We start from the raw sequence: 13744 nt of genomic DNA, 5'->3' as shown, positions 1-13744 counted from the left end.
ATGCCCACCAAGGCCTGCAGCGCGCCTTTGAGCCTTGGGCACGACGAGATCGCGCGCCGTATTCCCCATCAAGGCAGCATGTGCCTGCTTGAACGCGTCACGGCGTGGGACAACAGTCAAATTTCTTGCGAAGCCACGAGCCACCGCGCTGCCGGCAATCCCCTGCGTGCCTACGGAAGGCTGGGCGCCGCATGCGGGATTGAATATGCGGCGCAAGCCATGGCCGTGCATGGCGCACTGATCTCGGAAGCCGTGGCCGGTACCCAGGAAAATCACCCGCAGGCCGGCGATGCCGCCCCCTTCGGCTACCTGGTCAGCGTTCGCGGCGTCACCCTGCATGTCGAAAGACTCGACGACATCAACCTCGCGCTCACCATCCATGCCGAGCGCACGAGCGGCGACGCCGGCAGTATTCTTTATGGGTTCACGGTCCACGCGGGCCCTGCATTGCTTCTGTCAGGCCGCGCCGTGGTGATGCTCGGCGCACCATCCAAGGGGACTGCATGAACGCCTCCGTACTCAAACGCGCGCTGGTCACCGGTGGCAGTGGCGCCATTGGCTCGGCCATTTGCCGGCAACTGGCTGCCGATGGATTTCACGTCATCGTGCATGCCAACCGCGGCCTTGATGCCGCCTTAGCGCTGGTGGCCTCCATCCAGGCGGCAGGCGGTCATGCGGAGGCTGTGGCGTTTGATGTCACTGATGCCGCCGCAACCGCCATTGCCCTGGAAACCCTGCTGCTGCAGGGGCCGGTCCAGGTGATCGTGAACAACGCCGGCATCCATGACGACGCGGTCTTTCCGGGCATGCAGCTGCGGCAATGGCAACAGGTCATTGACGTCTCGCTGAATGGTTTTTTTCATGTCACCCAGCCCTTGATGATGCCGATGATCCGTACGCGCTGGGGGCGTATCATCAACATCACGTCGGTCGCCGCAGTGGCAGGCAACCGCGGACAGGTGAATTATTCGGCTGCCAAAGGCGCATTGCATTCGGCCACAAAATCCCTTGCACTGGAGGTGGCCAGCCGCGGCATCACGGTCAATGCGGTCGCGCCCGGCATCATCGCAACGCCGATGAGCCAGGACAGTTTTGATGCCACTGCCATCGCGCAGCTGGTACCCATGAAACGAGCCGGCCGACCCGAAGAAGTCGCCGACCTCGTGAGTTTTCTGACTTCAGAGCGCGCAGCTTACATCAGCGGCCAGGTTATTTCCATCAACGGCGGCATGATTTAAAAAGGCACTCCATGACCATTCCTGAAAACACTCCCACGGTGCATGCACCTCATGTCCCGCTGACCGAGTATTACCAGACAGAGCAGGACCGGCAAACCTATCTGCGCAGGATTTTTGACAGCACGGCGCCGGACTACGACCGCATCGAGGCGATCCTGGCCTGGGGCAGCGGTTCACGCTATCGACGCGACGCACTGATTCGCGGCGGCCTGAAAACCGGCATGAAAGTGCTCGACGTGGGCGTGGGAACCGGCCTGGTTGCCGCCCAGGCGTGTCTCTTGACCGGAGACCCCACGCTGGTGACCGGCCTTGATCCCAGCCCCGGCATGATGGCCGCCAGCAAGCTGCCAAAAACCATGGTGCTGGTGGAAGGCCGGGCCGAGTCCCTGCCGTTTCCAGACAACCATTTCGATTTTTTAAGCATGGGCTATGCCCTGCGCCACATCAGCGACCTGAGGGTGGCATTTGCAGAATTTGAACGCGTGTTGAAGCCCGGTGGACGGCTCTGCGTGCTCGAAATCACCCAGGCAAAAAGCCCTTGGGGCCGCTGGTTGCTCAAAACCTACATGCGCGGCGTCATACCGCTGCTGACGCGCTTCGTTTCGCGGCAAAAAGAAACCGCGTCCATCTGGCGCTACTACTGGGACAGCATAGAAGCCTGCGTGCCGCCCGAACAGGTGCTGGCCACGCTGCGCGCGGCGGGCCTGGCGGATGTCCGGCAACACCTGGAAGCCGGCGTATTTTCAGAATACCAGGCAGTCAAGTCGCTGCCCGGCTCCGCGGCCCTGGCCTCAACTCATCACGATCGCTGAAACAGGCGCCGGGCCAGCAACACCGGCAAGCGCAGCACAAACCCGATGAAAAGCCGGGAATGCATCCAGGTGAGCAAAAGGTTGTCGCGCAAGTAGTTGAAGTGCGACACCCCCCCTTCGTCGGGCCGAAAATACTTCACGGTGGCCGGCAGGTTGACTGGTTTCACGCCGCGCCAGCACATGCGCACCACCGCTTCCGGGTCAAAATCAAACCGGCGCATCCAGCGCTGCCCGGCCATCACATCACGCAGCGGCGCGATCGGGTACACACGAAAGCCGAACAGGGAGTCCCCGATGCCGGCCCACAGGGTTTCCAGGTCGGCCCATCCATTGGACACCTTGCGTCCATTGACACGCAGGCGCGGTGCATCTGCGGCGAACACCGGCACGCCGAGCACCATGACAGCGGGTTGGGCCAGCGACGCGACCATGAACTCCGGAATCAGGTGGGCGGGGTGCTGCCCATCGGAGTCCATGGTCAGCACATGCGTGAACCCCTGGGCCGCAGCCAGCTCAATGCCGTGCAGCACCGCGGCACCCTTGCCCACATTGCGCGGCAACACCACGACACGCAAGCGCGCATCGTCTGCGGCCATTGCCAGCAGACGGTCGGTGCTACCGTCCGTGCTGCCGTCAACGACCACCCAGACCGGCGCCCACTGCGCAAGCGCACTGCGAACTGTTTCGTCAACTTTGACACCGGGGTTGTAACTGGGAATCAGGACGAGGTGCGTCCTGGACATGTCGCGAAGGGAGTCATTCATCGAGGGATATAGCTTGAACGGAAAACTGCGTGCAGCTTCACGCCGGCGGCGCAGAAGCAGTCAGGGAGGACGCCCGGGTACGCCCCAGCTCGGTCTGGAAATATTGCTCCAGCTCTGCGGTGAAGTGCGCCGTGTCGCTGACCGGCTCAAAGCATTTGCCGAGGCGAACACGGTAAGTGACCGGCATTTTCGGCGTCCATAGCAGGGACCAGCCCTTGCCCAGAAACCTCGAATCGGTTTCGATAAAAACGGTTTGTACCGGCACACCCGCGTATTTGGAAATCAGGCTGGTCGTTCCCTGCATACGCCCTACAGGAAACCGCCGCGTGCGGGTGCCTTCCGGGAAAAGCAACAAGCTGCTGCCCTGGCGCAAGTCGGCGACAGCCAGCTGCACCATGGTGCGCAGCGGCGTATTGCGGATATAACCTACCAGCCGCGCACCGGCCCCAAAAAAAACGCTGTTGACGATGTCCGCCTTCATGATGCAGGTGGCGTCCGGCAAACGCGACAGGATCATGATGGCGTCCAGCAGGGAAGGATGATTGGGCGCGATGATCACTGGAGGGCCTGCCTGAAGCGCATCCAGCGCCGTCAGGTCGAACCGGCAGGCCCCCATCAACACCAGCAGGCGCAGGTAAGACCGGAAAGTGGCTGCGACAAGCCTGCGCCCCCAGCGTTTGCTTAATACCCTCGGCAACAATGGCCGCATGACCACCGCCAGCAACGAGACCGCCAGGCTGACGCCGACAAGCACCAGGTAACCCACGCAAAGACGGGCAGTTTCATGCACCGCCCTGCGGCCCTTATTGGCCAGGGACGGCTCGGCAAGCAGCACAGTGTCAGTCGGCTCCGCCCCGCTTACGCTGTTGAAAGGCGGGATACTCGGCTCGGTCATTGCTTGCCTTTCGGTTGAGGTCGTGGGCCCTGGCGCAGACCGTATCCGGTTTGCTTTTTGAATAGATGAATGCAAGCGAGTCTACCTCCCCAAAAATGCCTCTCTTTGGCGGATTTCCGGATTCCAGCGTAAGGTTTTATGCCGACTGACGGGTCCAGCGCAATCTTTCCCGGCAAAAGCCGGTGGTGGCAGTAAGTGCCTGATAGTAAAGGACAATCAGGGTCCGGAAACATCGAAGAACGGCCCCTAAGATAGGCGCCAGGTGAGACGAAAATGCGAAAAGAAGGAAGCGCGCATGCGCCAGGTCATTGATGCAAAAAGAAACAATTCGGGGCAAAAACCCAACAGGCAGCGCGCCGGAAGACACGCCCATGATGACGCAATACAAGCGCATCAAGGCGGAGTACCCCGACACCCTGGTTTTTTACCGCATGGGGGATTTCTATGAAGTCTTCTTTGCCGATGCCGAAAAGGCCTCCCGCCTGCTGGACATCACGCTGACACGGCGCGGCCAGTCCGCGGGCGAGCCGGTCGTCATGGCGGGTGTGCCCTTTCATTCGCTGGAAGGCTACCTGGCCAAACTCATCAAACTCGGCGAGTCGGTGGCCATCTGCGAGCAGGTCGGCGACGTCGCCACCAGCAAAGGCCCCGTGGAGCGCAAAGTGGTGCGCGTGGTCACGCCCGGCACACTCACAGACACTGAACTGCTGAGCGACAAAACCGAATCCATCCTGCTGGCCGTGCACCAGGGCGCGCGCAACACCTGCGGCCTGGCCTGGCTCAGCGTGACGCAGGGCGAAATCCATCTGGCGCACTGCGCCAATGACGAACTCGAAGCCTGGCTGGCGCGCGTGGCGCCCAGCGAACTGCTTTACAACGTCGATGTGACGCCGGCCTTTGAGCAGCGCCTCAAAGCCCAGCGCTGCGCCGTCAGCGCCCGCCCGGCATGGCAGTTTGATTCCGCCCTGGGCGCGCGCCGCTTGCTGGACCAGCTCAAGGTCGCCTCGCTCGCATCCTGGAATGCCGAAGCACTGAATGAGGCGCACGCCGCCGCCTCGGCGCTGCTGGGCTACGCCGAACACACGCAAGGCAGGGCACTGTCGCACGTGCAAGGCCTGCAGGTGGTGCGTTCGGGCGAGCTGATCGAGCTGCCGCAAACCACGCGCCGCAACCTGGAACTCACGCAGACCCTGCGCGGCGAAGATTCGCCCACGTTGTTTTCGCTGCTGGACACCTGCACCACCGGCATGGGCAGCCGTGCACTGAAAAGCTGGCTGCTCACCCCGCGCCGTGACCGGGCACAGGCCGCCGACAGGCTGGATGCCATTACCCACCTGCGCAGCGGCTCCCAGCAAACCCTGCGCGCCAAACTCAAGGGCTGCAGCGATGTGGAACGCATTACGGCGCGCATCGCGCTGCGCCAGGTGCGACCGCGCGAGCTCGTGGCCCTGAAAGACACGCTACAAAAAACAGAGCTGGTTGCGCCCGCCAGTATTGGACTGCCGGCACTTTTAACCAAAATTTTTGAAGACCTGAAGCCGCCGGAAGGCTGCCGTGAACTGCTCGGCCGCTATGTGCTGGACGAGCCTGCCGCGCTGATACGCGACGGCGGCGTCATCAACCACGGCTGCGATGCCGACCTGGATGAGCTGCGCGCCATCCAGACCAATTGCGACGACTTTCTGCTGGACCTGGAAGGCCGCGAGAAAGCCCGCACCGGCATCGCCAACCTGCGCGTGCAGTTCAACAAGGTGCACGGCTTTTATATTGAAGTCACGCAGGGCCAACTCGACAAGGTGCCCGACGACTACCGACGCCGCCAGACACTGAAAAATGCCGAGCGCTACATCACGCCCGAGCTCAAAGCCTTTGAAGACAAGGCCCTGTCGGCACAGGAGCGCGCACTGGCGCGCGAGAAGTGGCTGTATGAACAGCTGCTCGACCAGTTGCAGGACTTCATTCCCGCGCTGAGCCGCCTGGCGCGCGCTCTCGCCTCACTCGACGCGCTGTGCGCGTTGGCCGAACGCTCGCTCACCCTCAACTGGGCCGCGCCGGTGTTTGTGCGCGAGCCCTGCATCGACATCGTCCAGGGCCGCCACCCGGTGGTGGAGGCACGCCTGGCCGAGACGGGCGGCGGCGCCTTCATCGCCAACGATTCCGTCATGAGCGGCAAACACCGCATGCAGGTCATCACCGGCCCCAACATGGGCGGTAAATCGACCTATATGCGCCAGGTGGCGTTGATCGTGCTGCTGGCCAGCGTGGGCTCTTACGTGCCGGCGGCCAGCTGCCGGCTCGGGCCCATAGATGCTATCCACACCCGCATAGGTGCGGCCGACGACGTGGCCAACGCGCAATCGACCTTCATGCTGGAGATGACCGAGGCCGCGCAGATCCTGCACGCCGCCACACCGCATTCGCTGGTGCTGATGGACGAAATCGGCCGCGGCACCTCGACATTCGACGGCCTGGCGCTGGCCGGCGGCATCGCGGCCTACCTGCACAACAAGACGCAGGCTTTCACGCTGTTTGCCACGCATTACTTCGAGCTCACCGAATTCCCGGCGCAGCACCACGGTGCGATCAACGTGCACGTGAGCGCGGTCGAGTCCGGCGCCGACATCGTGTTTTTGCACCACATCGAGCCCGGCCCCGCCAGCAAAAGCTACGGGATTGCCGTGGCCAAGCTGGCCGGCGTGCCCGCCGCCGTCGTCAACCACGCCCGTCATGCGCTCACCGCGCTGGAAGCCCACCAGACCGAAGCCCGCGCCCAGGTCGACCTGTTTGCCGCCCCTCCCGAAGCGGCGGCGCCCGAGCAAAGTGCCGTGGACAAGGCATTGGGTACCATAGACCCTGACGCACTGAGTCCGCGCGAAGCGCTGGACGCCCTGTACCGCCTGAAAAAGATCTCCGCCTCACCGTGACCCAGCGCAACCCGACCGCCCCCACACTTCCAAGCCACCAAAGCCACCTCATGACTTACTGCGTCGCCGCCAAACTCAACGCCGGGCTGGTGTTCCTGTCAGACTCCCGCACCAACGCGGGCCTGGACCACATCAGCACCTTCCGCAAAATGATCGTCTATGAAAAGCCGGGCGACCGTTTCATGGTGCTGCTGTCGGCCGGCAATCTGTCGATTTCCCAGTCGATCCGCGAAATCCTGCAGGTCGAGCAGCTCAAGGACCCCGACGGCGGCGAAGCCATCACGATCTGGAACGCCAAAAGCATGTTCGACGCAGCCCGCGTGCTGGGCTCGGCGATACGCCGCGTCTACGACCGCGACGCCGAAGCATTGAAAAACGCCGATGTCGACTTCAACGTCTCGCTGGTCTTCGGCGGACAAATCCGCGGCGAGAACATGCGCCTCTTCCAGATGTATTCGGCCGGCAACTTCATCGAAGCCACCGACGAGACGCCTTATTTCCAGGTCGGCGAATCCAAATACGGCAAACCCGTGCTGGACCGCGTGCTCACCCCGGCCACGCCGCTGGCCGAAGCCGCCAAGTGCGTGCTGGTGTCCATGGACTCGACCATGAAGTCGAATCTCTCGGTTGGCCTGCCGCTGGACCTGGTGGTCTATGAGGCCGACACCTACCAGAGCGACAAGATCGTCTGCATCGACAACGACAACCCCTACTACCGCATGATGCACAGCAGTTGGGGCCAGAAGCTGCGCGAGGTGTTCGACAGCATCGAAGACCCGGTGTGGGACGACGCGCACACCGACATCCCGTTGAAGATGCCGGCCACGCGCCATGAGCCGTTGAAGAAGATCAGCACGCCTGACGAAAAACTGATTTAAGCCGTGCCCGCCAACGCAAAGCCGCTGGTCATTTTTTCCCACGGCAACAGCTTCCCGGCCAGCACCTACAGCGCGGTGTTCCAGAGCCTGAAAGCACGCGGCTTTCAGGTCAAGGCGATTGAAAAATTCGGCCACGACCCGCGCTACCCGGTCACCAGCAACTGGCCGCACCTGGTGCAGCAGTTGGCCGACTTCACGGCCCGCGAGGTTGAAAAATCCGGCCAGCCGGCTTTCCTGGTGGGCCATTCGCTGGGCGGCTTTTTAAGCCTGATGTGCGCCGCACGTAATCCTGTGCTGGGCGGCCAGCCCGTCAAGGGCGTGGTGCTGGTCGACTCCCCCATCCTGGGCGGCTGGCGCGCTGCGGCGCTGAGCGTCGCCAAGCGCGCACAACTGGTGGGCTCCATCTCCCCCGGCGCCATCAGCCGCAAACGCAAGAACCAGTGGCTGGGCAAGGAGGAAGTGTTTGAACACTTTCGCAGCAAGAAGGCGTTTGCCGCCTGGGACGAACAAGTGCTGCGTGACTACATCGAGCATGGCACCTACGAAGGCACCGGCGACGACGATGGAAAGCAGTTGCTGAGCTTCGACCGCGACGTCGAAACCGCGATCTACAACACGCTTCCGCACAATCTGGAAGGTTTGCTCAAACGCCATCCGCTGAAATGCCCCGTTGCCTTTATCGGCGGGCGGCAATCGGTGGAGATGAAGCAGGTTGGGATGGCGATGACCGAAAAAGTGACGAAGGGGCGGATCATGATGCTGGATGGGAGTCATCTGTTTCCGATGGAGAAGCCGTTGGCAACGGCGGCTGCGATTGAGGCGGCTTTGAGGAATTTCCTCGAGTAGGCTGCTGTTGTTTCCGGCGGTGCACTCTTTGCCGAGGGCGGCTGGCCGGGGGTTGCCCGGCATGCAACTCACTTTTCTTTGCTTCGCCAAAGAAAAGTAAGCAAAAGAAAGGCGACCCTGGTTCCTGCGTCCCTCCGCTGCGCTGCGGGCAGCCTGCGGTGCTCGGTCCAGCCGGGGTCAAAAACAACTCGCTTCGCTCAAACAAGTTTTTGCCCTGATCCGTCTGAACCTCCGCTCCTCGGCGCATCCACAAGGGGGTGGGAGGGAGCCAACACCCAATACCCAACAGCCGAAGACAAACCCCAAATTCCGGAAGAAACAAGGACTCGCCGTGGCGAGTCCTTGTTGGTATTTGTCTTGGGTATTGGTATTCGGTCCCCGCTCCCGCTAGCCCCTTCTGTCTGCGCCGAGGAGCGGAGGTTCAGGCGGATCAGGGATCGCGATTGTCTGAGCGAAGCGAGTTCGAGCGAGACCCCGCCTGAACCGAGCACCGCAGGTTGCCCGTAGCGAAGCGAAGGGTCGCAGACAGCAGGGTCGCCTTTTCTTTGGTGACTTTCTTTTGGCGAAGCAAAAGAAAGTTACTTGCATGCCGGGCAACCCCCGGCCAGCAGCTCCTAGACGAAAGCGCCCAGTCGGAACACAAACCGGCCTCAAGGAACCGCTATCAATTCAATAGCTGCCAGCGCCCGTTCCTATTTCCCCAAAGGCCAAAAATCACCTAAAAGTGTAGATCTCAGCGATGTTGACGCCGCGGGGGACTTACCCTTAAGACCGCGGTTCTACATTTGCAACAGACTGGATAAACTAGCCCACATCATCCGGTAGCCCCTGCGCCGCGCATCAGAACGACTCTCAGAGGAGGTTTCTCATGGCCCTGTCCTTTATCGTCACCCTTGCCGTGACCTTTCTAGCCTGGGCCGTTGCAGCGGTGCTGTCCCAAAGCATGGGCGACGCGATGACGCTGAGCGCATCCGTCTGGCTGGCCACGGGTGTCACCTTTGGCGCGCTGCTGGCCGTGAAACCGCCCAAGCGCCCTTCCGTGCTGGCGGGCGCCGCGCTGGCGGCCATCGCGCTGGCTTTGCTGGACGGCCTGGCCGTGCTGCCGGCCATCGCTTTTGGCCTGAACGAAGCCCTCTGCGCAAGCCTGGGCGCCTGGGTGGCGCGCCTGCTGCGCAGCACCGGGCCCGACGGCGGCATGGAGCCGGGCAAGGCTTACGCCGGCGTGCTGCTGGGCGCACTGCTGACCTCCGCGCTGGGTGCCAGCATCGGCGTGATGCTCTGGAGCTGGGCCCTGCCCGAGCCCGTTGTCCTGCTGACCGAATGGCGCGTGTGGACCTGCACCACCTTTGTCGGCATCTTGCTGATTGCGCCGCTCATCACTGCGTTTTCCAGCTTCAAGGTCAAGCGATCGGGCGGCATGGCCACCAGCCAGTTCCTGGCGGGCGCCGGCACCTTTCTGCTTTTCTTTGTGGTGGCGGGGCTGATCTTTTCGAGCGATGTGTCCGACCGGTTCAGCGCATCACTGGGCCCCACCCTCACCTACCTGCCGCTGCCCTTCATGGTGGTAACCGCCATCCTCTGGAAAGAACGCGGCGCCACGGTGGCCACGCTCATCGGCGCGCTGGCCCTGGTAGCCTGGACCAACGTCGGCGGCGGCCCCTTCGCCGAGGTGGAAGGCTTTCCCGGTGAGGCCGTGATCGAGATCCAGGGTTATGTCGCCGTGATGGCGCTGCTGGTCGGCGTGGTCAATGCCCTGGGCGCCACCGCCGCACAGGCCCTGGCGCAGGCGCAGGACTGGCGCACCCGCTACCGCCAGGTGCTGGACTCCAACCGCACGGTGGTCGCCAATTTTGACGCCAGGACGGGCGCTGCCGAATGGGGCGAAGGCGCCAGCGAGTTGCTGCGCACCAACGCCAACGCGCTGCTGACCGTGCAGGACTTCATCGCCCACGCCGACCCGCAAGAGCAGCCCGGACTGCAAGCCGACTGGCGCGACCTGACGCAGGGCCAGCGCGACCACGTGCTGTGGAAGAACACCCTGCGCTGGAGCGACGGCCGCGTGGCCAGCGTGAACGCGCGCCTGTCGGGTGTGCGCGGCGCCGACGGCAATGTCGAACAGGTTGCAGCGCTGCTGGAAGTCGAGGCCTGACGTGGCTCTGGACACTTCCAGCACCGCGTCCGCCGAGTCGCCAGCGCCGGCCGCGGACACGAAAACGCCGGCCGTTTTCCTTATCCACGGGCTGGGCGGCACGCAATACGATTTGGGCTCCATGCACAAGCGGCTGAAAAACGCCGGTTTCGTCACGCACTCCCTGACGCTGCCCGGCCACGGCACCACGCCCGAGGATTTGGTGAACGTGACCGCCGAACAGTGGATGGATGCCGTTACGGCCAAGTACCACGAGGTAGCCGCGCTGCACGACAACTTCCACATCATGGGCATGTGCATGGGCGCGCTGCTGGCCACCGAGCTGGCCAAGCGGCAAAAGCACACGCGCGGCAAGCTGATCGCGCTGGCGCCGCCTATCTACATCGACGGCTGGGCCACCGCCTGGTACACCCCGCTGCGCCACCTGATGTACCACGTGCCCGGCGTTGCGGCACGCATGAAGGTCGAGGAAGAAGACCCTTTCGGCATCAAGAACGAACAGCTGCGCGCCATCGTTAAAGCCAAATTTGCGCGTGGTGAAGCCTTTCATTACCGCTGGGTACCGCTGGCCTGCGTGCGGCAGGTAGACCGGCTTCGCGGCTGGGTGATGACGGGCCTGAAAGACATGGCCAGCGAAACCCTGGTCATCCACGCACGCGAGGACGAACTCACAAGCCTGAGCTCGGCCAACTACCTGGTCGAGCAGATCGGCGGCGCCAAAGCCCGCATGGTGGTGCTGGAAAACAGCTATCACATGATCTGCGTCGACAACGACCGCGAACAGGTTGCCCGCAACGTGCTGGAGTTTTTCGGCGCCAGCAGCGCGGCCTCACTGGGCATGGCGGTAGACGACCCGAAGATGAGCCCCGAAGCACTGGCCGCCTTTGCGCAAGCGCTGCGCACGGCGCTCGAAGCCGGCGACTTCACCGGCATCTTTGCCAGGGGCGCTTCGGACATGGCATGGTTCCAGCCCGGCGCCAACCGCGCCAGCGGCGTCTACCGCGGCAACAAGGGTCTGCAGGCCATGCTGCCGTGGGCCGCTGCAGTGCGGTTCACGGCATTCGGGCAGCCGGTGTTCAATGCCGGCGTGGCCGTGGTGCCCGCCACGCTCACGGCCGGCGGCCTGATGTCGCAGGGTGTGCTGGCCTTTGCGGTGCGCTCGGGCCGGCTGCTCGATGCGCGCTGGTTTCCCGACGACGTGGCGCTGGAAGACGCGCACTTTGGTGAACCGGTGGCCCCTGCCGGGCCCAGCGAAGCCGAGCGCGCTTTTGAAGCCGCCGGCATCGCAGTGAAGACGCTGGCCCAACCACCTGACAACGAAGCCCTGCTGGGCCTCTATGCCCTGTACAAACAGGCGACGCTGGGCGACGCGACCGGCGAACGCCCCGGCATGATGGACGTGACAGGCCGCGCCAAATACGATGCATGGGCCCAGCGCAAGGGCATGACCCGCGAAGACGCGATGGCCGGCTACACAGCCCTGGTCGAAAAGCTCAGGTCCGCCTGAGCGTTACCCCTCGCAAGCCTAGTCCATCAGGTCGGCGGGTACCTTGCCGCCGTTGGCTGCCAGCTTGTTCATGACCTGCTTGTGCAGCCAGATGTTCATGGTCGCGCTGTCATTCATGTCGCCCGTGTAACCCAGCTCCTTCGCCAGCTCCTTGCGCTCACCCAGGCTGCTGTCCAGGTGCAGGAGCTTCATCAGGTCGACGATGGAGGTCTTCCAGTTGAGTTTTTCCGGGTTCTTGCTGGCCATGCCGTTGAGCAGGGCTTCGACATCGACCTGCTGCATGGGCGGCGCTGCAGGCGCCGGGGCAGGCGCTGCGGGGGCTGTGTCAGCGGGGGCGGCAGCCACCGGCGGCGCTGCGTCGGGCGTTTGCAGCGAGGGAAATATCTTGCCGAAAATTTTGCCGAGAATACTCATGGTGCGCCCCTGGGTGAAGTTTAAAAATCCAGCGTAACACCGGGACGTGACAGCTTTTGTCAGACGTCACGCCAATCGCAGCTTGGGCAACGCATCGCTCAACGGGCTGGCGCACTCACGCGTTTCAGGCCCGCTTCACCCGCTCGCGCCGCCGCATCGGGCTGCCACACCACCTGATCGTCTACCGCATACAGCCAGCACCTTGATTTTGCCCTCGCACACTGCTGGAAGGTCGTCGCGATCGCTTCGGGCTCGCCAGCGTTGAAGTACCAGCCGCCCTTTTCCGTCACGGCAAAGGCTTTGGGGGACGGCAAGGTACGGAAGTGGGCATAACGCGCCTTGCCGGCGTCGCTGAGCGGCACGGCCGCCGTGTCATCGGCCGCCGCAAAGCCGGAGGCAGGCGGCACCACGTAGTGATGCCCTTTGAAGCGCTGGGCGTGCGACAACAGCAAAGGCTGGCCCAATTGCGCCGAGAGAAACTCGAACATGCGCGCATGCGATGCTTCCCGCGCTGCGGGGTTACCGCCCACCGTGGCCTTGCCGGTTTTGGTGTTGCCCAGGCCTTCCATTTGCTTGACAGGCCCGGGGCCGTCAAAGCCGTGGTAGCTGCCGGGGTAAACCGTCAGTTCCACCGGCGCATTGGCTTTGTTCTTTTGCAGGCGCCCATGCAGGGTGACGCATTCCGGGGCCAGTGTCCAGTCGTCAAGCTCGCCGATCATGATCAAAAGCGGCACATGGACTTCATAGTTCCACATCCTGTTGTTCAGCAGGCAGCCAGGGTAAAAAGCCACGGCGGCGCGCGGCTGCACCTTCTGTGCCTGCACGAATTTGTCTGTGGCGTCGATGGTGCTGAGCACTGTCTGCGCGCCATGCGACCAGCCCAGGACCACAATGCGCGAAGCATCCACGGACGGCTGCTTCACCAGCCAGTCGATGGCGGCGAACACGTCCTCGCGGCGGTCGCTTTCGTGAATGGTGCGAAGCTTGTTGGGCGTCTCGCAAATCGATTTCTGGCCACGCGGGGTGAAGCTGTCCAGCGCGAGGAAATGCATGCGCTCCGCGTTGAAGTACCCGCCATAGCGGAAGAGCCGCTCGGCAAAATTGCCTTTGCTGTCGAGCCCGCCGCCACAGCCATGCAGGCCGATGATGACGGGCCGCGGATCCTTGTCGCCGGTGTCGAACCAGTAGCCGGGAATCTGCAGCTTGCCGTCCTGCGACGGGATAAATACCGGGCCACTCGCATGCGACAGCTGTGCCAGCAGAAAGCCAAAAAGAAGAACAGAAAAATAACGAAGCCAGGTCATGGTAGTCCCCTCC

12 protein-coding genes are annotated in these 13744 nt (G+C 63.1%); 8 read left to right on the top strand and 4 right to left on the bottom strand.

The features are described 5' to 3' along the window. The 3 genes from AC1DY9_RS09460 to AC1DY9_RS09450 are packed head-to-tail and all read left to right on the top strand — an operon-like array spanning position 1 to position 2050. Positions 1–507 (top strand): hotdog family protein, encoded by a 507-nt coding sequence (locus AC1DY9_RS09460; RefSeq protein ID WP_457279781.1) that lies wholly within the window; start codon positions 1–3, stop codon positions 505–507. Beyond that, complete coding sequence (gene fabG / locus AC1DY9_RS09455) at positions 504–1238, top strand: 3-oxoacyl-ACP reductase FabG (protein WP_457279113.1); 735 nt, start codon at positions 504–506, stop codon at positions 1236–1238. Before AC1DY9_RS09460 ends, fabG begins: the two co-directional genes overlap by 4 nt. A gap of 11 nt (positions 1239–1249) precedes the next feature. Further along, entirely contained in the window at positions 1250–2050 is an 801-nt protein-coding gene (locus tag AC1DY9_RS09450) for a class I SAM-dependent methyltransferase (RefSeq protein WP_477666376.1), read from the top strand. Here the strand turns inward: AC1DY9_RS09450 and AC1DY9_RS09445 are convergent. After that, a complete protein-coding gene (locus AC1DY9_RS09445) occupies positions 2038–2814 on the bottom strand; it encodes a glycosyltransferase family 2 protein (protein WP_457279115.1) in 777 nt (258 codons plus the stop codon). The two genes, AC1DY9_RS09450 and AC1DY9_RS09445, sit on opposite strands and share 13 nt — an antisense overlap. A gap of 37 nt (positions 2815–2851) precedes the next feature. Beyond that, positions 2852–3709, bottom strand: a complete 858-nt coding sequence (locus tag AC1DY9_RS09440) for a lysophospholipid acyltransferase family protein (protein WP_457279116.1) — start codon at positions 3707–3709, stop codon at positions 2852–2854. A gap of 311 nt (positions 3710–4020) precedes the next feature. Here AC1DY9_RS09440 and mutS point away from each other — a divergent pair, with 311 nt between their 5' ends. The 5 genes from mutS (at position 4021) to AC1DY9_RS09415 (ending at position 12013) form a co-directional block, all read left to right on the top strand. Then, positions 4021–6633 (top strand): DNA mismatch repair protein MutS, encoded by a 2613-nt coding sequence (gene mutS / locus AC1DY9_RS09435; RefSeq protein WP_477666375.1) that lies wholly within the window; start codon positions 4021–4023, stop codon positions 6631–6633. Positions 6634–6683: 50 nt separating this feature from the next. Further along, entirely contained in the window at positions 6684–7511 is an 828-nt protein-coding gene (locus AC1DY9_RS09430) for a proteasome-type protease (protein ID WP_477666374.1), read from the top strand. Positions 7512–7514: 3 nt separating this feature from the next. Then, entirely contained in the window at positions 7515–8357 is an 843-nt protein-coding gene (locus AC1DY9_RS09425) for an alpha/beta hydrolase (protein WP_457279119.1), read from the top strand. 868 nt (positions 8358–9225) lie between these two features. Next, positions 9226–10506, top strand: coding sequence for an MASE1 domain-containing protein (locus AC1DY9_RS09420; protein WP_477666373.1), 1281 nt, complete (start codon positions 9226–9228; stop codon positions 10504–10506). A 1-nt stretch (position 10507) separates the two neighbouring features. Further along, positions 10508–12013, top strand: a complete 1506-nt coding sequence (locus AC1DY9_RS09415; RefSeq protein ID WP_477666372.1) for an acyl-CoA-binding protein — start codon at positions 10508–10510, stop codon at positions 12011–12013. A gap of 18 nt (positions 12014–12031) precedes the next feature. On the opposite strand, the gene AC1DY9_RS09410 is transcribed toward AC1DY9_RS09415, so the two are convergent. Together AC1DY9_RS09410 and AC1DY9_RS09405 are read right to left on the bottom strand one after the other, a co-directional pair. Then, positions 12032–12427: a DUF3597 domain-containing protein gene (locus tag AC1DY9_RS09410; RefSeq protein WP_477666371.1), complete on the bottom strand. Its 396-nt coding sequence runs from the start codon at positions 12425–12427 to the stop codon at positions 12032–12034. A gap of 98 nt (positions 12428–12525) precedes the next feature. After that, entirely contained in the window at positions 12526–13731 is a 1206-nt protein-coding gene (locus AC1DY9_RS09405; RefSeq protein WP_457279123.1) for a dienelactone hydrolase family protein, read from the bottom strand. Positions 13732–13744 lie beyond the last annotated feature (13 nt).

The sequence above is a fragment of the Polaromonas sp. P1_F6 genome (assembly GCF_056405695.1).
Note: the sequence above shows the minus strand (reverse complement) of the source record. Positions and strands in the feature narration are given on the sequence as shown.

Bases quoted from the DNA above. Each gene is read 5' to 3' on its own strand.
- AC1DY9_RS09445 (WP_457279115.1), bottom strand. From the start codon at position 2,814: ATGAATGACTCCCTTCGCGACATGTCCAGGACGCACCTCGTCCTGATT.
- fabG (WP_457279113.1), top strand. From the start codon at position 504: ATGAACGCCTCCGTACTCAAACGCGCGCTGGTCACCGGTGGCAGTGGC.
- mutS (WP_477666375.1), top strand. From the start codon at position 4,021: ATGCAAAAAGAAACAATTCGGGGCAAAAACCCAACAGGCAGCGCGCCG.
- AC1DY9_RS09430 (WP_477666374.1), top strand. From the start codon at position 6,684: ATGACTTACTGCGTCGCCGCCAAACTCAACGCCGGGCTGGTGTTCCTG.
- AC1DY9_RS09450 (WP_477666376.1), top strand. From the start codon at position 1,250: ATGACCATTCCTGAAAACACTCCCACGGTGCATGCACCTCATGTCCCG.
- AC1DY9_RS09460 (WP_457279781.1), top strand. From the start codon at position 1: ATGCCCACCAAGGCCTGCAGCGCGCCTTTGAGCCTTGGGCACGACGAG.
- AC1DY9_RS09440 (WP_457279116.1), bottom strand. From the start codon at position 3,709: ATGACCGAGCCGAGTATCCCGCCTTTCAACAGCGTAAGCGGGGCGGAG.
- AC1DY9_RS09420 (WP_477666373.1), top strand. From the start codon at position 9,226: ATGGCCCTGTCCTTTATCGTCACCCTTGCCGTGACCTTTCTAGCCTGG.
- AC1DY9_RS09410 (WP_477666371.1), bottom strand. From the start codon at position 12,427: ATGAGTATTCTCGGCAAAATTTTCGGCAAGATATTTCCCTCGCTGCAA.
- AC1DY9_RS09405 (WP_457279123.1), bottom strand. From the start codon at position 13,731: ATGACCTGGCTTCGTTATTTTTCTGTTCTTCTTTTTGGCTTTCTGCTG.